Source organism: Veillonella sp. Ser01, from assembly GCF_053850375.1.
Genome location: NZ_JBSPUA010000005.1, coordinates 46,380 through 65,371, shown reverse-complemented (window position 1 = coordinate 65,371; position 18,992 = coordinate 46,380). Strand labels below are relative to the sequence as shown.

General features: G+C 40.7%; 20 protein-coding genes. All 20 read left to right on the top strand.

Going from position 1 to position 18,992, the window contains the following annotated elements; translation table 11 throughout:
* Window positions 1-9: 9 nt before the first annotated feature.
* The 20 genes from ACWTVK_RS08400 (at window position 10) to ACWTVK_RS08305 (ending at window position 18,960) form a co-directional block, all read left to right on the top strand.
* On the top strand, window positions 10-864 hold the full coding sequence (locus ACWTVK_RS08400) for a polyphenol oxidase family protein (RefSeq protein ID WP_456046540.1): 855 nt from the start codon (window positions 10-12) through the stop codon (window positions 862-864).
* A 130-nt stretch (window positions 865-994) separates the two neighbouring features.
* The gene (locus ACWTVK_RS08395) at window positions 995-1,681 is read left to right on the top strand and encodes a YggS family pyridoxal phosphate-dependent enzyme (RefSeq protein WP_105084896.1); all 687 of its coding nucleotides are present in this window, start codon (window positions 995-997) and stop codon (window positions 1,679-1,681) included.
* Between the two features lie 51 nt (window positions 1,682-1,732).
* Window positions 1,733-2,230: a cell division protein SepF gene (locus ACWTVK_RS08390; protein ID WP_456046539.1), complete on the top strand. Its 498-nt coding sequence runs from the start codon at window positions 1,733-1,735 to the stop codon at window positions 2,228-2,230.
* Window positions 2,231-2,256: 26 nt separating this feature from the next.
* Entirely contained in the window at window positions 2,257-3,051 is a 795-nt protein-coding gene (proC, locus tag ACWTVK_RS08385) for a pyrroline-5-carboxylate reductase (RefSeq protein WP_456046538.1), read from the top strand.
* A 2-nt stretch (window positions 3,052-3,053) separates the two neighbouring features.
* Window positions 3,054-3,839 (top strand): YlmH family RNA-binding protein, encoded by a 786-nt coding sequence (locus ACWTVK_RS08380; protein WP_009350993.1) that lies wholly within the window; start codon window positions 3,054-3,056, stop codon window positions 3,837-3,839.
* A gap of 57 nt (window positions 3,840-3,896) precedes the next feature.
* Window positions 3,897-4,544 carry a precorrin-2 dehydrogenase/sirohydrochlorin ferrochelatase family protein gene (locus ACWTVK_RS08375; RefSeq protein ID WP_456046537.1) on the top strand — a complete coding sequence of 216 codons (648 nt, stop codon included), beginning with the start codon at window positions 3,897-3,899 and terminating at the stop codon, window positions 4,542-4,544.
* Window positions 4,513-5,784, top strand: coding sequence for a glutamyl-tRNA reductase (hemA, locus tag ACWTVK_RS08370; protein ID WP_456046536.1), 1,272 nt, complete (start codon window positions 4,513-4,515; stop codon window positions 5,782-5,784). Before ACWTVK_RS08375 ends, hemA begins: the two co-directional genes overlap by 32 nt.
* 4 nt (window positions 5,785-5,788) lie before the next feature.
* The gene (gene hemC / locus ACWTVK_RS08365) at window positions 5,789-6,727 is read left to right on the top strand and encodes a hydroxymethylbilane synthase (RefSeq protein ID WP_298631531.1); all 939 of its coding nucleotides are present in this window, start codon (window positions 5,789-5,791) and stop codon (window positions 6,725-6,727) included.
* Window positions 6,724-8,232, top strand: a complete 1,509-nt coding sequence (gene cobA, locus ACWTVK_RS08360; protein ID WP_456046535.1) for a uroporphyrinogen-III C-methyltransferase — start codon at window positions 6,724-6,726, stop codon at window positions 8,230-8,232. Before hemC ends, cobA begins: the two co-directional genes overlap by 4 nt.
* A 9-nt stretch (window positions 8,233-8,241) precedes the next feature.
* The gene (hemB, locus tag ACWTVK_RS08355) at window positions 8,242-9,216 is read left to right on the top strand and encodes a porphobilinogen synthase (protein ID WP_039969007.1); all 975 of its coding nucleotides are present in this window, start codon (window positions 8,242-8,244) and stop codon (window positions 9,214-9,216) included.
* A 9-nt stretch (window positions 9,217-9,225) separates the two neighbouring features.
* Window positions 9,226-10,530, top strand: a complete 1,305-nt coding sequence (hemL, locus tag ACWTVK_RS08350) for a glutamate-1-semialdehyde 2,1-aminomutase (RefSeq protein WP_314361027.1) — start codon at window positions 9,226-9,228, stop codon at window positions 10,528-10,530.
* Window positions 10,531-10,599: 69 nt separating this feature from the next.
* Entirely contained in the window at window positions 10,600-11,061 is a 462-nt protein-coding gene (locus ACWTVK_RS08345; protein ID WP_005385599.1) for a helix-turn-helix domain-containing protein, read from the top strand.
* A gap of 299 nt (window positions 11,062-11,360) precedes the next feature.
* Complete coding sequence (locus ACWTVK_RS08340) at window positions 11,361-11,789, top strand: hypothetical protein (RefSeq protein ID WP_456046534.1); 429 nt, start codon at window positions 11,361-11,363, stop codon at window positions 11,787-11,789.
* 56 nt (window positions 11,790-11,845) lie between these two features.
* On the top strand, window positions 11,846-12,094 hold the full coding sequence (locus tag ACWTVK_RS08335; protein ID WP_101928444.1) for a hypothetical protein: 249 nt from the start codon (window positions 11,846-11,848) through the stop codon (window positions 12,092-12,094).
* Between the two features lie 75 nt (window positions 12,095-12,169).
* On the top strand, window positions 12,170-12,934 hold the full coding sequence (locus tag ACWTVK_RS08330; RefSeq protein ID WP_456046533.1) for a DUF3969 domain-containing protein: 765 nt from the start codon (window positions 12,170-12,172) through the stop codon (window positions 12,932-12,934).
* A 173-nt stretch (window positions 12,935-13,107) separates the two neighbouring features.
* Complete coding sequence (locus ACWTVK_RS08325; RefSeq protein WP_456046532.1) at window positions 13,108-13,482, top strand: hypothetical protein; 375 nt, start codon at window positions 13,108-13,110, stop codon at window positions 13,480-13,482.
* 59 nt (window positions 13,483-13,541) lie between these two features.
* The gene (locus tag ACWTVK_RS08320; protein WP_456046531.1) at window positions 13,542-13,973 is read left to right on the top strand and encodes a hypothetical protein; all 432 of its coding nucleotides are present in this window, start codon (window positions 13,542-13,544) and stop codon (window positions 13,971-13,973) included.
* Window positions 13,974-14,145: 172 nt separating this feature from the next.
* A complete protein-coding gene (locus ACWTVK_RS08315) occupies window positions 14,146-14,595 on the top strand; it encodes a hypothetical protein (protein ID WP_456046530.1) in 450 nt (149 codons plus the stop codon).
* A gap of 177 nt (window positions 14,596-14,772) precedes the next feature.
* Window positions 14,773-15,540 (top strand): M48 family metallopeptidase, encoded by a 768-nt coding sequence (locus ACWTVK_RS08310; protein WP_367268654.1) that lies wholly within the window; start codon window positions 14,773-14,775, stop codon window positions 15,538-15,540.
* 12 nt (window positions 15,541-15,552) lie between these two features.
* Complete coding sequence (locus ACWTVK_RS08305) at window positions 15,553-18,960, top strand: DNA polymerase III subunit alpha (RefSeq protein ID WP_456046529.1); 3,408 nt, start codon at window positions 15,553-15,555, stop codon at window positions 18,958-18,960.
* Window positions 18,961-18,992 lie beyond the last annotated feature (32 nt).

The following is an 18,992-nucleotide window of genomic DNA, read 5'->3' as shown; positions in this document are numbered from 1 at the left end:
GAGGCACTTATGAATCAATCTGTAAAACGTATAGATGTTAAAGGACCTCATGGTACTTGGTCTTATGAAACTCCTAATTGGGCAGATCGTTTTCCTATTACAATGGGTGATACGTACCGTCATGGTGGTGTATCTCAAGAGCCCTATGAATCACTAAATTTAGCATTTCACGTAGGGGATGAGCCTAAGTATGTTCGTGAAAATCGTGCTATTATTGCTGAATATTTAGGTGTTGAACCAGAGCGAATCTCGTGTGGTAATCAAGTACATGGTTTAAAAGCTGTAGAAATCATAGAAAATCTCGTTGGTGCTGGAGCCTTTGGAGAGGATACAGCCATAGCCGATTGTGATGCTGTATTTACAAAATTACCGAATGTACCGCTATTTTTATTTACTGCTGATTGTGTAGCTGTAGGTATTTATGATGCTAAGCATCACGCTATCGCTGCGGTACATGCAGGCTGGCGCGGAGCGATAGGACATTTGCCAGTTCTTACTATTGAGGCTATGAAAGAAGCGTATGGTACGGAGTTCAAAGATTGTTATATCTATCTTGGACCTAGCATTGGGCCAGAATCCTTTGAAGTCGATGTAGAGTTAGGGAAACGTTTTGAATCAGCTTGGCGTGGTATGACCGACCGTAGTGTGGCTGATGTTGTAAACTATCCAGGTGATAAACTAGATAAAGCCTATATCAACTTATGGAACTTTATCACCGAAGGACTTATAGTGAATGGTGTGCCTAAAGAAAATTTCGCTATTGGCGGTACCGATACAGTAACAGATAGAGAGTGTTATTCCTATCGTCGGGAATCTGGTAAAACAGGTCGCATGGCTTTATTTGGTATGCTACAAGAACGGTAGTATATACATACATAGATTTATAGGCTTTATAAGACCTAAATGATGTACAATCAATACTAAATACTATATAATAGAATAGTCTATACAAATATATTTTATGGTTTTTAAATATAGATTGAAGGGGGATCACATGATTGAAGAATCCCTACACGCAATACAGCAGCGCATGGCAGATGCTATGGCGCGCGTTGGTCGCGTAGATACAGCATTATTAGTAGCTGTTACTAAGAACCACCCTGTATCAGCGGTGGAAGAGGTCGCACGTCTCGGTGTTACTCATGTGGGGGAAAATCGAGTACAAGAGGCTAAAGAAAAACAGCTCACCTATAAAGGTCCAGCATTAACATGGCACTTGATTGGTCATTTACAGGTCAATAAGGTGCGTCAAGCGGTGCCTATGTTTGATTTAATTCATTCTGTAGACAGCCGTAAATTATTAGATGAAATCGAAAAGGTCGCTACAAAGCACGACAAGGTGCAAGATGTATTATTGCAAGTCAATGTAGCTCGAGAAGCGTCCAAAACGGGTATGTCCGTAGAGGAGTTTCCAGAGATTCGAGACTATGCAAAGACATTGCCTCATGTACGTGTACGGGGCTTGATGTGTATGGCGCCATTTTTCGACGATCCTGAGGAAGCACGTCCAATTTTCCGCGTAGCAAACGCCTTGTATGAGGATATGAAAGGCTACTTTGAAGAGGGACAGATTCAATATTTATCTATGGGGATGACTCACGACTTTGAAGTCGCTTTAGAAGAAGGGGCTAACATCGTTCGTGTAGGCACAGCAATTTTTGGGGAACGTGTATATGATTAAGGCTCGGGTTGCCTGATAATCGATAGCGTTAAGTATTAGGAGGAAATCCAAATGGCATTGGGAGATTATTTAGACAAAGCAAAAAACTTATTCTTAGGCAAAAATGATGATGACTATGAATATGATGATTATGACTATGAAGATGAAGAGGAATACGAGACGGAACCTACACCAGTAGCTCCAGTAGCTCCAGTATCCGGTGCATCTGAATTTCATCCACGCAAGGTAGGAGGCCAATCTACGATGACACAACGCCCAACAGCTATGAAAGTAGTTGTAATTGAACCAAAAGTATTTGAAGATTCTGAAAATATTACACATCAATTGCGCGACATGCGTCCTGTATTGATCAACTTTGAAAATACAGATCCTCATGAAGCAGCTCGTATTGTGGACTTCGTATCTGGTGCGACTTTTGCATTGGATGGCAAATTGGAAAAAGTAGGTAAAGACATTTTCATGTGTGTACCTGTAAACATTTCCATTGATTATTCTGATAATGACAACAGCAAAACTGAGCAAAACGAATACGCTTGGGACAATAAATAATTTCTCTATAAATGGTGGTGACAACGATGTTAGGTAAAACCTTATTTATTGGCGTTGGCTCAATGGGTGGCGCTCTATTGCGCGGTGCATTACAGCATGGCGTGTTGAAAGCAAGTGATACACACATTCTCGTGCGTCGCGAAGAACAATGTAAGGCTCTAACTGAGGAGCTCGGTGTAGTAGGTTTTACTACATTGCCTAATGTAAACGAGTACAATACGATTTTGTTGGCCGTAAAACCACAAGTGTTACCATCTGTATTAGAGACGTTAAAAGAAGTACCTTATGGGACTGTTATGATTTCTGTTGCAGCAGGTATCACCTTAGATACATTGGATGCAGCGATTCCGCAAGCTAATTGGTTTAGAGCTATGCCAAATACACCGGCTTCTATCGGTGCAGGCATGACGGCTCTTGCAGGGGATGATGTACATACAGACCTTGGTCGTGATGTGCAAGCATTATTTGAGGCTGTCGGCGAAGTGGCCGTGGTAAGCGAACCTGATTTAGATCGCTTAGGCGCACTATCTGGTGCAGGCCCTGGCTATATGTTTGTCATTCTTGATGCCTTAGCTGATGCGGGCGTTCGCATCGGATTGCCTCGTCACTTGGCAATCAAGGCAGCGGCTCAAACGATGTATGGTGCTGGTAAGATGGCTCTTGAAAGTGGCAATCATCCAGCAGTACTAAGAGATCAAGTAACAAGTCCAGGTGGCACGACCATTGCCGGTATTGGTGTCATGGAAAAAGGTGGACTTCGCAGTGCTCTCCAAGACGGCGTAGTAGCATGTCTTGCTCGGTCGAATGAATTGGGGAAATAATTTTGGCAGATACTAGTAAATTAATACGATATTTTGAAGCCAGTGGCAGCGGTGAGGAAGCTCGTCGCATGCTCGACTTGGCTGAGCAGGTTGTAAAAGGTCGCCCTTATCGCGTGGCGGACTTTACGAGCCCTGCAGGCCTTGTCATTGCAGACGCAATCAAGGCTAACTACCCACAACTTATCGTTAAGACAGACGGTGGCTATGAAGGGGCGGAACGTATCCGCATCGCCTTTGTAGATAGCGACTTTAACGGTACTGTGGATATGGGTATTCGCGCCCTTAAGGTAAATTGGGACCCACGGTTCCGATTGCTTACCCATCGCGATGTGCTAGGCTCCTTGATGGGCCTTGGTATTGATCGCTCCAAATTCGGGGACGTTATCGTTCAACAAGGGGGCGCTCAAATTATGGTGGATGAAAGCGTAGCAGACTTTGTGATTCAAAACTTCACAAAAATCGCTATGGTTTCCGTATCTGTAGAGGCTATTGAGCTATCAGATATTGCACCAAAAGAAGAAAAAATTAAAGAAGTCCGCACTACAGTTGCTTCTTTACGCTTAGATGCGGTGGCAAGTTCTGGTTTTAGCGTGTCTCGTACTAAATTGGTAAGCGCTATAAATGCAGGATTATTGCAAGTAAACTGGCAACCAGCTAAGGGTGCATCCCAAGAGGTTAAAGAAGGGGATGTGATCTCTATGCGTGGTCGTGGCCGAATGAAGGTAGAAGCCATTACAGGTACATCTCGTAAGGGGCGTATCGGCGTATATCTGAAACGATTCATGTAGGCAATTGAAAATCGGCTTGACCATCAAGCCGATTTTTTTATATATAGTAGGACAGCCATGGTATCCATAACATTTCAACCTACAACTGAAGATACAATCCTATTCGTTGGCGGCGGTGAGGTCGCAGAGCGACGAATACAGCTCTTTATTGATGAGCCGTGTAACATTGTGGTGATCGCTCCCACTGTAACAGATAGGATTAGCCAATGGGCAAAGGATAATCGTATCACTTGGTACGACCGTGCTTTCACCATGGACGATGAACACCACATTATAACGAGCAGTTTGTTCTTTATCTGCACGGATAATAGCGAATTAAACGATACGTTATATGAGATGGGGAGAAAACACCGCGTTTGGACGAATCGCAGTGATGACCCTAGGGCGTGCAGATTTACTGTACCTTCATCCCTTGAACTAGGCGATCTGCATATCGCTATTAGTGCTAATAACATAGGGCCTCGTATTAATCGTCTCGTAAGGCAAGATATGATGAATCGTTATGGTCAGTTGCAAAAGGCTATGCCTAGACTTAAAATATTTAGAGAAGAAGTAAAGTTACTACTTCCTACCCCAGAGGCTCGACAGAAATTTTGGCGAGATCATCTGACCGTAGAAACTTTTGAAGCCATTCTCAAGGGAGAGTGGACGACTATAGAGGAGAAACTTGACCATGAAATTAGTGGTATTAGGTCTAAATCATAGAAGTGCCGCTGTTGAGGTGCGTGAGCGTTTCTCGTTTGATAAGGACGAGGTCGCTTCAGCACTGAACCGCCTCTATGAATTCGACTGTGTAGCAGAATGCGTTATATTGTCTACATGCAATAGAACTGAAATCTATGCGGCTTTAGAAGGTGTAGAGTTCCCTAAAGAATATATGCTGGCTGTGTTAAAGGATTTAAAAGGTGCCGACCACATCGATGAAGATGCCTTTTTCTTCTATGAAGAGCGCGATTGCATTGAACATCTATTCCGCGTATCTGCAAGCCTTGATTCCCTTGTGTTGGGGGAAGGTCAAATTTTGAGCCAATTAAAAGGGGCTTATATTCAGGCTTATAGCGCAGGTTGCACAGGCACAATTTTTAATATCTTATTCCAACGTGCTATTAGTGTTGGTAAAAAGGTACGGACGAACACAGGTATTGCTAATACGCCTGTATCTGTTAGCTACACTGCTGTTAACCTTGCGGAGGACAGCCTAGATAAACCATTATCTGAAGCAACTGTACTCATCTTAGGGGCAGGTACCATGAGTGAGTTGACCGCAACGCACTTACAAGCAAAGGGTGTAAAAACGATTTTTGTATCCAATAGAACCTTTACCAAGGCAGAGGCTTTAGCAGAGCGATTTAATGGTAAAGCTGTTAAGCTCGATAACTTTGTAGATTACGCTAAAGATGCGGATATCCTCATCACATCTACAGGAGCGCCACATTATATTATTACGGAACGTGAAGCAAAGAAAATTACCTCCCTTCGCAAAGGTGAGCCAATCGTTATGATTGATATTGCGGTACCACGCGATATCGATCCCGGCGTAGCAGATATGGAAGGTATTTACCTGTTTAATATCGACTCTCTTGAAAGTGTAGTCGAAGAAAATAAGGCACAGCGCGAAGAGGAAGCTCATCGTGCAGAACCTATCATTCACGATGCTATTGAAGAATTATTAGATAAATTGAGTTATTTAACGGTGCGTCCTATGATGGCATTGCTTACAGAAAAAGCAGAACGCATTCGCCGTCGTGAGTTACATCGCGCATTAGCGAAATTGCCTGATATTTCTGATAAGGAGCGCCGCATTATGGACTCTATGAGTCGCATGATCATCCGCAAAATGTTGCGTGAACCGATGATTCACTTTAACGAAATCGCTGGTACAGAGGAAGAAGGTTTGTACTGGGATTTATTCAAAGATATGTTTAATCTTGAGAAAGAAGGCTAAGGCCATGAGAGATCATATTAGAATCGGCACGCGAAAAAGTGCCCTTGCCCTGTGGCAGGCTGAACATATTAGTGCAGAGTTACAACGTCTGTATCCAAACATTACGGTCGAGTTAGTTCACTTTAATACAAAGGGTGACCGTATTTTAGAAAAACCACTGGCTCAAGTGGGTGGTAAAGGGTTGTTTACAGCTGAATTAGAAGAAGCTATGCACAAAGGCGACATTGATATCGCCGTACATAGCTTGAAAGATATGCCTACAGAGTTGCCAGAAGGGCTAACCCTTGGTGCTATCTCTGCTCGTGAAGTGCCTTACGATGCGCTTGTGAGCCCAGAGTACAAAACATTAGATAAATTGCCGCAAGGCTCTCGTATTGGAACGAGTAGCTTGCGTCGCCAAGCGCAGTTATTACACGTCCGCCCTGACCTTAAGGTAGAGGTGATTCGAGGAAATGTACAAACTCGTTTGAGCAAGATTGAAACAGAAAAATTAGATGGCGTTATCTTGGCGCAAGCAGGGTTAAAACGGTTAGGCTTAGAAGACCAAATCACACAAGTCTTCACGGCTGATGAAATGATTCCTGCTGTTGGTCAAGGGGCACTTGCTATCGAGTGTCGTGCTGACGATACGGAAATGCTTGAAATGCTAGCTCCTATTAACGACGAAGCTACACGCTATGTCGTTGAAGGGGAACGCAGCTTCTTGCGTCAGTTAAATGGTGGTTGCCAAGTGCCGATGGGGGTACATGGTACTATCAATAAAGGTCAATTGACCTTAAAGGCCATGATCGCATCCCTCGACGGTAAAACGGTATACGAAGGAGAAATTTCTGGCCCAGCAAAGAAAGCTGAAATTCTTGGTAAAAACCTTGCAAAAGCCTTATATGAAGAAGGGGGCAAACATATTGTAGATGCTCTCATAGAGGAAGGAATCATAAAATGACAGGTATGGTATATCTAATCGGTGCAGGCCCTGGCGATGTTAAACTCATTACTGTAAAAGGTCGCGAATGCATTGAAAAAGCAGATGTAATTGTATATGACTATTTAGCAGATGCTCATTTGTTAGAATGGGCTCGCCCAGATGCAGAGTTGATTTATGCTGGTAAACAATGTAAAGATCACACAATGCACCAATGGGAAATCAACGAGTTATTAGTTCAAAAAGGTAAAGAAGGCAAAATTGTAGCACGCTTAAAGGGCGGCGACCCACTCGTGTTCGGTCGCGGTGGTGAAGAGGCGATGGCTCTTGGGGAAGCTGGTGTACCATTTGAATTTGTACCAGGCGTAACATCTCCAATTGCAGCACCTGCCTATGCAGGTATTCCTGTAACACAACGCGCTATGGCTACATCCTTTGCGGTTGTAACCGGTCATGAGGATCCAACTAAAGCAGTATCTGGTATTCACTGGGAAGGCCTTGCTACAGCCGTTGATACACTTTGCTTTGTAATGGGGGTTGGCAATTTGCCTACCATTGCAGAAAAATTGATGGCTCATGGACGCCCAGCTTCTACACCAGTAGCGCTTGTTCGTTGGGGTACAAAAACGATTCAAGAAGTTCTCGTATCTACCCTTGAACATGTAGTAGAAGACGTAGAAAAGGCACAACTAAAAGCGCCAGCTATCATAGTAGTAGGCGATGTAGTTAACCTTCGTGAAAAATTACAATGGTTCGATAATAAACCGTTATTCGGTAAAACTATTGTAGTTACACGCGCTCGCTCCCAAGCTAGTGCATTCCGTGAAAAATTAGCAGATCAAGGTGCTAATGTAGTAGAAGCGGCAGCTATTAAAACATCTCCATTGGAGTTATTTGATGAAGATCGTCGTATCATCAATAATACAAAACAATACCAATGCATCGTATTCACATCTGGTGAAGGAGTTCGTTACTTCTTTGATGCTCTTTACAAAGAGGGCAAGGATACACGTGCATTAGGTAATTCTAAAGTGGCAGCTATCGGCTGTGCTACAGCTCGGGAACTTCAAAAATACGGCATTGTTCCAGATATTATTCCTGTAGATTACAAGGCTGAATCTGCTGTAAAGGCTCTTGAAGAAGAACTCAAGGCAGGGGACTCCGTATTGCTCATTCAACCAAAAGTAGCTCGTGACGTAATTCCACGCTCTTTGCGTCATCACGATATAGATGTAGATATCTTGCGTTTATATGAAACCACACAAGATACATCTCAACAAGAAGCATTAGTAAATGCCTTAACTGCAGGTACTGTAGACTATATTACGTTTACAAGTTCCTCTACAGTAACCAATACAATCCAATTATTGGGCGATGATGCATTGAAGCTATTAGGCAATACTAAGATTGCTTGCATTGGACCTATCACAGCTGCTACGGCTATGAGTGCAGGTCTTAAACCTGCTGTCATCAGCGATGTATATACTACTGATGGCTTAGTTAACGCTATCATAAAGGATATTTAGGAGGATTACATGTACGATTTAACATACCGTCCTCGCCGCTTGCGTATCAATCCAGAAATGCGTGATTTGGTACGGGAAACGACACTCGACGTAACTGATTTAATTTATCCATTATTTATCGTTCCTGGTGAAGGTATCAAAAAAGAAATCGATACGTTGCCAGGCCAATATCACTTATCCGTTGATGAAGCTGTAAAAATGGCTCAAGAGGTATATGATCTTGGTATTCTTGGCGTAGAAATCTTCGGTATTCCTACATATAAGGACGAACAAGGTTCCTCTGCATGGGATATGTCCCAACCTGTACAACAAGCTATCAAAGCCATCCGTGCAGCTGTGCCAAATCTATTGGTGGTAGCTGATGTTTGCTTGTGCCAATACACAACAACAGGCCATTGCGGCATGATTGATGATCATGAAATCTTAAATGATGAAACATTGCCATTGCTTTGTAAAGTAGCGGTAAGCCAAGCAGAAGCAGGTGCCCATATGGTGGCTCCATCCGATATGATGGATGGCCGTGTAGGTGCTATCCGTGAAGCCCTTGATGCGGCAGGTTATACTAATGTATCTATTATGAGCTATGCTGCAAAATACGCATCCGCTTACTATGGTCCGTTCCGTGGTGCCGTTAACTCTGCACCTAAATTTGGGGATCGCAAGTCCTATCAAATGGACCCAGCTAATCGCTTGGAAGCTTTCAGAGAAATCGAACTCGACATCGCTGAAGGTGCAGATATTATCATGATTAAACCAGCCTTGTCCTATTTGGATATCGTTCGCGAAACACGTGACCGCTATGAATTACCTGTAGCGGTATACAATGTGTCTGGCGAATATGCGATGGTTAAATCCGCTGCTGCAGCTGGTCTTATCGACGAAGAACGCCTCGTTATGGAAACAATGCTTTCTATGAAGCGCGCCGGTGCTAAAATTATCATTACGTACCATGCTATAGATATTGCTAAATGGTTACAAAAGTAAGGAGAAACCATGTTCCAACTCGGTAAATCTGAAAAAGCCTTTGAAGAGGCTAAACGTTATATGCCAGGTGGCGTAAACAGTCCTGTTCGTTCCTACCGCAGCGTAGGTTCTAACCCTCCGTTTATTAGCAGCGCTAGCGGTAGCCGTATTTATGATATCGACAACAACGAATACATCGACTATGTGTTAAGTTGGGGCCCTATGATTTTGGGCCATGCGAATCCTGAAGTTATCGCTAGCTTACAAGAGGCGATTCCTCGCGGCACTAGTTATGGTGCGCCTACACTACTAGAAACAGAATTGGCTAAAAAGGTGCAAGCCTTCATGCCATCTATGGAGGTTATTCGCCTTGTTAACTCCGGTACAGAGGCCACTATGAGTGCTTTGCGCGTAGCTCGTGGCTATACTGGTCGCGATCGTATCGTGAAATTCGTTGGCTGTTACCATGGTCATAGCGATGCCCTTTTGGTAAAAGCTGGCTCTGGCCTTGCTACCTTCGGTGTACCAGATAGCCCTGGCGTTCCACAAGGCGTAGCAGAAAACACCATAACCTTACCGTACAATGATTCTGATGCGGTTCGCAAATTATTCGACGACATCGGCGATACTATTGCGGCTATCATCGTGGAACCTGTAGCAGGCAACATGGGCTGCGTGCCTCCAGAACCAGGCTTCCTTGAAACCTTGCGAGAAGTGACTAAGGCTCATGGCGCAGTGTTGATCTTTGACGAAGTAATGTGTGGCTTCCGCGCTAGCAGTGGGGGTGCACAAAAACGTTACAATATTAAACCTGACCTTACATGCCTTGGTAAAATCGTTGGCGGTGGCATGCCACTCGCTGTATTTGGCGGTGCTCGTGAGATTATGAACCAAATCGCACCAGCTGGTCCTATTTACCAAGCCGGTACATTGAGTGGTAACCCAATTGCCGTTACCTCTGGTCTTGCAACGCTTTCCATTTTGCAACGAGATCCAACTATCTTTAAACAAGTAGAAGATGCAACCATAGCTCTGTGTGAAGGCTTTGAACGTTTGGCAGCTCAATACAATGTGCCTGTTGTAGTACAACGGGTAGGCTCCATGTTCACCATCTTCTTCACTGATAAACCAGTTAAGAACTTTGATGATGCAGCAGCTTGCAACGAAGAACAATTTAAAATGTTCTTCCACCATAACTTGAGCCATGGTATTTACTATGCACCAAGCCCTTATGAAAGTAACTTTGTGTCTATCTGTCATAAGAGCAGTGAAATCGAACGCACATTAGCCGTAGCTGATGAAGCTTTCAAAAAAATCAGTGATACACTACTATAAAGATTAGTGATACACTATTATAAAAGTATATAGTTTGTAGTTGTTTATGTATCGATGTAGGTGATGAACATGCAGTTTTATAAGAACTTAAAGCGTGCTCGCGTGCGCATGGGCAAAAGCCAAATCGAAGTAGCAAAGGCCGTAGGTATCAGTAATGCGGCGCTTTCAAATTACGAAACAGGGTATCGCGAACCGGATTTAGATACACTCTGTGCCCTGTCTCGCTATTATGGATTGACCTTAGATGAGCTGCTAGATGTAAATGGAGAACAACACGAGCCCATCTATGATCTCAGTCCTGTACTCAAAAATAAATACATCGCCTATAAAGGTGAAGTATTCGAGTTGAAAGACTCACAAAAACGTGCGCTCTTGCGCGAGCTAGATAATCTATTTACTAAATTTGAGAAATCAAAGGTAGAAGATAAAAGTAGCAAGCCAAAAACGTACAAACATGGGAACCCACATATCAATCGGGCGGGCCTAGCTAGCAGTGCTGGTAGTTTAGCGGCACGACGTAATATAAAGTAGTACTATACTACATTGTAGATTGAGTGGAACATGTTTATTAGAACAACTTAATTAGAGCAATTATAAAAGCACCATCTATCTTAATAGGAAATGACACATAAGTCAGACCTAGGTAGATGGTGCTTTTGTATTACTATACTGTAAATGCCAGTGCTAACACTTTGGCATTTTTTTAGGCTAACTATAAAAATAAATAAAAGATAACAATATTAAAATATTCGTTGGTGATATAAGTTAGTTTAATATATAATTGAAATATAGAAGTGAATTGAATATTAACTGATCGTATAGGAGATATTATGAAAGTATGGAGCGGTTTAAAATCTATATTAGAACGAACCCCTTTTAGGGTTAAATTTTATATTGGTTTTATCTTGTTCGGATTCTTCATAATGGGACTTGTTACTTTGCTTGCGTATATTAATAGACCGGGACAAATACAAAAACTAACAGTATATGAGCAAAAGTTAGCAGCTATATCGACGTATAAAGTAAGTGAAGAGCACTTTGCTACAGGTAGAAACGGGCAGGTTTATGTTTTTAAAAATACCTATAAACGTGTTACTTTGGAATCAGTAAAGAATATACTTTCAGAAGAAAAGATAAACTGGCGTGAAGTAAATAAGAGTCATATTATAGGATATGATTTAGATGATAATATTTGGGTTGATATTACTCATGATATAAACACAAAGGATATCATCGTTAAATTAGAAAAAGATAGGTAAAGTTAATATTATATTTAGTATGTATCATTTTAACTATAAGGAGATTTAGTGTATAAATGGAGTTTTTTGATTCTTTACTAAATTTATATAATACTAATTATGAGGTTAAAGATACAATTCAGTCTATAGGTCTTACTATTGCATTTCTTTGTATCCCTGAGTTGATTGGTAATCATGATAGCATAGAATCTTTTACTCCGGCTAAGCCTATAGTGAGACGTGTAGTAAGGATTATTTTAAGTATCCTTTTGATTTTTGCTATATTTACTTTGTTGGGGTTGCTGATGGATAATGGACTATTATAATTCACTAAGTAAAACGGGTTAATGATGAACGTATAAATTTTAAGTTAGAATAAATTAGTGGATAGAGGAATAAATATGATCTATTTTAAAAATAAAAAAAACTTAGATACATTTTTAATGGTCTTTGTATTAGGAGCTGTTAAGGCATATAGACGAAATTATATTGATTTGACCATTCTAGAGTATTACATATTTAGTATGTCAATTCGTTTAATGTGTAGAAAAGCACATCTGTCTGATAAACTGTTAAATATAATTGGAGATGGGATGAGTTTAGAGGATGTTGATGAGTGGATGGCTCGTAGAATCCCTATACCCGCATTAAATGATACGTTAGATGATATTGAATACAGTAGTTGGATTGCCTTAATAGAACGGGAATTAGAGAGGGATACTTTATCTGAGGCGTTAAAGATTTCTACACATGATGAAAATAAGCTCGGTATCTATTTCTTTACCGATTATGTAGAGGAGATATTTTGGGCGTTGTTTTTGTTGGGGCTGTATGAAGTCTTACAAAAACCTGAATTCATTTCTGAATCAATCTTAAGTTGTATTAAACAGTCCTATTTGTCTGAAATATATACGTGTAAACGTATTCAGAATGAAGACTTTCAAGCATGTATTTCCAATTTACAGGAGATAGCTGATACTAATATATCTGGGCAATTAAGTAAAGATTTAATTATTATGAAAGCAAAATTAGCATCGTTACAGGTATTATTACCATTTTATGATGTGAGTTTTGATAAGTTAAAAACAGATATTGATTTAAAAGCTACTAGAGGGATGTTCTGGCAGATTAAAGTTTCAGGGAGGTTTATAGACTTGGGATTATAAATTCTGTAAGATTTTTAAGTTGCCTATTTGGAATGAACGAAAGTAGAGGTTGATTAGCAGATGTGGAAAAAACGATTACTAATAATTAGCCTATTAGGAAATATTTTTTCTCTGTTTTTAATTGGAATCTATTTTCTTGTGAATTCCTGGTTTTTTATGCTGAATTAGGCAGTGTGGTCGGTATAAAGCCTGATTATTTAGTTCAGTTAAATAATGAAGGTATTTTGTATGATTATAGACAAATGATTAGAATAGCGTCTGATATAAAGTCATATAAATTGATAAACTCCTTAGAGTCAGATAATTATCATATATACAAATCAATTAATAATCATCAAATTTTCATTGGTCAAGTAGACCATGTTCAACAAAAATATATTATTTATGATGGATATTTAGATCACTATATATTTGTAAATCTAAAATTTAATATGGATGAAAAACAATATGATGATTTTATTGGAAGAATAAAGGTAATAGATGGTTATGAGAATGTTCCTATAAGATATCGGCGTTTAATTGAAAGTGACAACTGGGAATATCTTTAATTCTCTAGCTGCCCTGCTCAATAGATCTAGTATATAGGCCGTATAAAGGACTTTGAGGTATGAAATTTAAAACAATTTATTCTGTTGGTTGGTACATATTTCTAGGCTGTTTTAGTTTATGGCTAATTTGTGGGCTAAGCTATAAGTTTTTATTTAATGATACTGTTGAGCAGTCTAGAATAGAACTGACGCAAGCTTTAAATGCAGCTTTTCCACGAAATCAATATATAATCGATGGAGATATACATGATTCGAATAGAAGAAATCTTATATCAATAGGTCGATCAATTGATATAAAGCCAGATTCACAATATATGGATATAAAATCCATAAAACCCTTAAGTGGAAATTGGGAGCTTGTTGATCAAAATGAAAATAGGTTTGTATATGAAAATCCATCATATAGAGTTTATATAACAAAGAATACGAAAAATAATGGATATATTGTAGTATTGGCACGTAATAATTGGTTAGAACTATTACATTTATAATTAATTGCCTTTATTCTAATATGTTTTTTGTGTATTAGATATAAAATAATAAGACTTTAATTAGTTGGAACTACTGTTGATTTTATAGGTGGAATCTTGCGACTGGCTGATTACCAATAGTGTTCATGCTTATATCTTTAATATTGTAAGTAGTGTGAAATAGGAGTTTTTTATGGATCCTTTAGACACTTTTCTTGATTTAGCTGATATTGATCAGACTAAAAAACTAGAGGAAAAGAGAATTACACAAATATATCAATTTCTTTTGAGTGACGAATATTATATGTCTCCCAACTATACATTAATCAATAAATTATTTCAGTTAATTGTTTTAAATAATAGATGGGATGCCTATATAGCACTTAATTATTTTGACTATTTGCTATTCGAAGGTTGGGATTATGAAGCCCTAATTGTTCGAACTTTGCTTTTAGAAAATAATATTTGTCTAGCTGGTGAATTTTGTTTAGATACAGAATTAGTCAAAAATGGTTACTCTTATATTAGAAATAGTTCGATTTGGAATGGGAGAGATTATTACGATGAAAATATTCCATTGGCATTGTCCAAATGGAAAATTTATTATGATGATAAATCTCATGAATTTCATGTCGTAGAATAGTATATGATTTTTTAATTATAATATGTCATTTGTATGTATTAATTTAAAGAAAAAGGTTTTAAAATAGTTTTATATAACAGATAGTTGATTATCTTTAATCAGCTATCTGTTTTTTTTATCATTTTACCTATATCGAATAATTCCTATTAAAATCACCAGATTTTTACGATTTTATGAGTGTTTTATGATAAAATAAAAGGTATGAATACTTCAACAACTAGGTCTATTACCTATAATGGCGACAGAATTGAATATGAGTTAACCATCAAGCGTGTGAAGAACATGAACATGCGCATTACAAAGGATGGTGTGATCCATGTGTCGGCGAATGCCTATGTACCGGATTATAGGGTGGACAAGTTTGTTATCGAAAATATGCCCTTCATTGAGCGGGCTCGTTACAAGATTGATGCATTGAATGCCAAGCGCGTCGATGCGTTGCAGTATGTGAATGGTGAAAGCTTATCAATCCTCGGCATTCCTGTTACGTTGCGTCTAGTTGAGCAGGACGGAAAGCCTCATATTGGCTTTGACGGAAAAGCCATCCTTACCATGGTGGTACCTCGTGGTACGACCTTTGAAGCGAAGCATAAATTAATGCAAAGTTATTGGCGTAATTTAGGGGAGAAGGTTTTTGTTCATTGGGCAAAGGTCGTGTATCAACGCTTTCACAAGCAAGGTATTGATGTGCCTATGCCAACCATAAAACAGCAGCGCATGAAGAGCCGTTGGGGTTCTTGTACGCCAGCAAAGCAGCTCATCAAGATGAACACCCGTTTATTAGAGGGGCCACAGGCGTATATTGAGTACGTTATGATTCATGAGTTTGCTCATTTTAAATATTTGGACCATTCCAAGAACTTTCACAATCTAGTGGCCCAGTTTTTGCCAGATTGGAAGGCTCGTAAGAAGTCATTGAACGTGTATTTTGCTCATCGCCCTTAAAGGAGGTGTACCATGCAGCCATTTGTACATTTACATAGTCATACAGAGTTTAGTTTGCTAGACGGCATCAGTCGTTTGCCTGACATGGTACGTCGTGCGAAGGAGTTAAATCAGCCGGCCCTTGCCATTACAGATCACGGCAATATGTACGCTGCTATTTATTTCTATAAAGAATGTATGGCCCAAGGTGTTAAACCGATCATTGGTTGTGAAGTATATGTAACGGAAAATAGCCGATTCGATCGTCCTGAAGGTCGTAGCCGTGAACGATTAAAACATCTTATCTTGTTGGCGGAGACCATGGAAGGGTATCGTAATCTTGTAAAAATCGTGTCTAAAGCATCGACGGAAGGCATGTTGTATCGCCCTCGTGCAGACCGAGATTTATTGCGCCAATACAGCAAGGGGATAATTGCCCTCAGTGCATGTATTCAGGGAGAGATCCCTCAGTATATTTTGCAAGATAATATGGAAGGCGCGAAGCGTTCCATCGAATGGTATATCGAGACGTACGGGAAGGATAATTTCTTCTTAGAAATCCAAAATCATGGCTTGCCGGAGGAGGCTAAGGCCCAAGAGGAGCTCATTAAGCTCAGCAAGGAATACGGCCTTGGCATTGTAGCGTCTAATGACTTTCACTATGTCCTAAAAGAGGATTCAGACGCGCAAGATATTAAGGTATGTATTTCTACAGGTCGTCGTCGTGCTGAGGTAGATCGTTTAAAATTCCCCAATGATGAGTTCTATCTAAAATCTGGGGATGAGATGGCGCAGTTGTTCTCGCATATTCCTGGGGCCATCGAAAATACATTAAAAATTGCAGATCGCTGTAATGTAGAATTCAATTTCGACGAACATCACTTGCCACACTTTGATGTACCAGAAGGGGAAACGTCTAAGACGTATTTACGTAAGGTTTGTGAACGAGAAATTCCACGCCTTTATGGTGAAACGTCTGAAGAGTTACAAAAACGTCTAGACTACGAGTTAGATGTTATTGGGACAATGGGATTTGAGGATTACTTCCTCATCGTATGGGACTATGTACGCTATGCTCGTGAGCATGACATCTTAGTAGGCCCAGGTCGTGGTTCGGCGGCCGGTTCTGTAGTAGCCTATCTATTAGGCATTACAGGCCTTGATCCATTAAAATACGATTTGCTCTTTGAACGGTTCTTAAATCCAGAGCGGGTAAGCATGCCTGATATCGATATTGACTTCTGCTATGAAAAGCGTGGCCAAGCTATCGAATATGTAACGCGAAAATATGGTCAAGCTCGCGTATCTCAGATCATTACCTTTGGTACAGAGGCGGCTCGCGCTGTAATTCGTGACGTAGGTCGCGTGCTTGATTTACCACTGGCGGAAGTAAACCGCATTGCTAAGATGATTCCCAATGAACTTGGGATTACCTTAGATAAGGCTTTGCAAGGCAAAGAGTTAAAAGCTTTATACGAAGCTGATCCAAATGTTAAAGAGTTATTCGATTTTGGTAAAAAGCTAGAAGGCATAGCGCGCAATTCGTCCACTCATGCGGCGGGCGTCGTAATTTCTGCGGACCCTCTCGATGACCACGTACCTGTACAAAATGCTAACGATGAAGGCTTTGTAACACAGTACGACAAGGATAACATCGAGGAATTAGGTCTCTTAAAGATGGACTTCTTGGGTCTTCGTACCTTGACGGTTATGGGGGATGCCTTAAAGCTCATCAAGGCGAACCGCGGTATTGACCTCGATTTAGATGCAATACCGCTCGATGATAAAGCGTCTTGTGATATCCTCACAAAAGGTGACACCTCTGGTGTATTCCAGCTCGAATCAGAAGGTATTACCAAGCTCGTTATGGACCTTAAGCCTGAGCATTTTGAAGACTTAATTCCATTGGTAGCCTTGTACCGCCCAGGTCCATTGGGGTCTGGGATGGTGGCGGACTTTATCGATCGCCGTCACGGTAAAAAAGAGGTTACTTATTTACATCCAATTTTGGAACCAATATTGAAAGACACCTTTGGTGTAATCTTATACCAAGAACAGGTTATGCAGATTGCATCTGCCATGGGTGGATTCTCCCTTGGTCAAGCGGACTTGATGCGCCGTGCGATGGGTAAGAAAAAGGAATCTGTTCTAAAGGCGCAGCGCGAGTCCTTTATTCAAGGTTCCATAAATAATGGTATAGAAGAGTCCATTGCAAATGAAGTATTCGACTTGCTCGTATACTTCGCAGGCTATGGCTTTAATAAATCACATAGTGCGGCCTATGCGTACATCGCATACCAAACGGCGTATTTGAAGGCCCACTATTTCCCTGAATTCATGGCTGCTACCATGACTAGCTTTATGCAGAACATGCAAAAATTGACGTATTATATCAATGCCTGCAAGAAGCATAATGTTAAGGTGCTAGGCCCAGATATTAACTATTCTGAGCGCAGCTTTGCCGTGCAAGGCGATGCTATTCGCTTCGGCCTTGGGGGCATTAAGAACGTAGGGGACAATGCTATCGATCGCTTGATTCGCGAGCGCAATGAGCACGGCCTCTATACAGATATCGTAGATTTCTGTAAACGAGTGGATAACAAGGTTGTTAATAAACGACTTCTTGAAAGTCTCATTCGGTGCGGAGCCATGGATGGTTTCAAGGAAAACCGAAACCAATTATTGCATATGTATGAAAGCGCTCAAGCCGTTGGTGCTAAAGAGCAAAAGGATGCCGCTATGGGCACCATGAGTCTCTTTGGAGAGATGGAAGAGTCCGTTGACTTCATCCCTGTACCGAATGTGGAGGATTTATCGGAAGACGATAAATTAAAGGATGAAAAGGAATATACAGGCTTTTACATTACAGGCCATCCATTGCAAGGCTATGCGAAGGAGTTAGAGGGCCTTTTTGAACTGGGTGCTCTCGTAGAAAATCCAGAGCAATATGATGGTCAAACCATTACCTTTGGGGGCTTGATTGAAAATAAGACGGACCGCATGACGAGACGAAACGAGGTTATGTCCATTCTTCGCATCGAGGATTATTCTGGTGCGGCCAATGTTGTGGCATTCCCTAAGGTCTTTAGTCAAAGTCAACAGTTCCTTGCGGTCGATATGATCGTTAAGGTAAAAGGCCGCGTTGATGCGGATGAAAAGGGTGTGCAAATTATTGCAGACCGCATTATGCCGTTAAAGGTAAACTATAGTCAGGCTAAGCATGTGGCTATTCATATTTATAGCCAATATGACACGCCAGAAAATAGTGAAGCCTTGAAACGGGTGTTAACTAGCACCGCAGGCTCTGTGCCAACATCACTATATTTGCACCGTCAACGGAAGCGCATTAACTTGCCACTGAATATGTGCTTTGATCCTAGTGATGAATCTATCAAGGCTATTGAAGCTATCTTAGGGGATGGCTCCGTAGAGGTACAATAATCTATGCATAAGTAGATATTATTGCACGAAAA

What these genes read in the sequence shown, in the direction of transcription:
- ACWTVK_RS08400 (WP_456046540.1), top strand. Translation starts at nt 10, where the DNA reads ATGAATCAATCTGTAAAACGTATAGATGTTAAAGGACCTCATGGTACT.
- ACWTVK_RS08395 (WP_105084896.1), top strand. Translation starts at nt 995, where the DNA reads ATGATTGAAGAATCCCTACACGCAATACAGCAGCGCATGGCAGATGCT.
- ACWTVK_RS08390 (WP_456046539.1), top strand. Translation starts at nt 1,733, where the DNA reads ATGGCATTGGGAGATTATTTAGACAAAGCAAAAAACTTATTCTTAGGC.
- proC (WP_456046538.1), top strand. Translation starts at nt 2,257, where the DNA reads ATGTTAGGTAAAACCTTATTTATTGGCGTTGGCTCAATGGGTGGCGCT.
- ACWTVK_RS08375 (WP_456046537.1), top strand. Translation starts at nt 3,897, where the DNA reads ATGGTATCCATAACATTTCAACCTACAACTGAAGATACAATCCTATTC.
- hemA (WP_456046536.1), top strand. Translation starts at nt 4,513, where the DNA reads ATGAAATTAGTGGTATTAGGTCTAAATCATAGAAGTGCCGCTGTTGAG.
- hemC (WP_298631531.1), top strand. Translation starts at nt 5,789, where the DNA reads ATGAGAGATCATATTAGAATCGGCACGCGAAAAAGTGCCCTTGCCCTG.
- cobA (WP_456046535.1), top strand. Translation starts at nt 6,724, where the DNA reads ATGACAGGTATGGTATATCTAATCGGTGCAGGCCCTGGCGATGTTAAA.
- hemB (WP_039969007.1), top strand. Translation starts at nt 8,242, where the DNA reads ATGTACGATTTAACATACCGTCCTCGCCGCTTGCGTATCAATCCAGAA.
- hemL (WP_314361027.1), top strand. Translation starts at nt 9,226, where the DNA reads ATGTTCCAACTCGGTAAATCTGAAAAAGCCTTTGAAGAGGCTAAACGT.
- ACWTVK_RS08345 (WP_005385599.1), top strand. Translation starts at nt 10,600, where the DNA reads ATGCAGTTTTATAAGAACTTAAAGCGTGCTCGCGTGCGCATGGGCAAA.
- ACWTVK_RS08340 (WP_456046534.1), top strand. Translation starts at nt 11,361, where the DNA reads ATGAAAGTATGGAGCGGTTTAAAATCTATATTAGAACGAACCCCTTTT.
- ACWTVK_RS08335 (WP_101928444.1), top strand. Translation starts at nt 11,846, where the DNA reads ATGGAGTTTTTTGATTCTTTACTAAATTTATATAATACTAATTATGAG.
- ACWTVK_RS08330 (WP_456046533.1), top strand. Translation starts at nt 12,170, where the DNA reads ATGATCTATTTTAAAAATAAAAAAAACTTAGATACATTTTTAATGGTC.
- ACWTVK_RS08320 (WP_456046531.1), top strand. Translation starts at nt 13,542, where the DNA reads ATGAAATTTAAAACAATTTATTCTGTTGGTTGGTACATATTTCTAGGC.
- ACWTVK_RS08315 (WP_456046530.1), top strand. Translation starts at nt 14,146, where the DNA reads ATGGATCCTTTAGACACTTTTCTTGATTTAGCTGATATTGATCAGACT.
- ACWTVK_RS08305 (WP_456046529.1), top strand. Translation starts at nt 15,553, where the DNA reads ATGCAGCCATTTGTACATTTACATAGTCATACAGAGTTTAGTTTGCTA.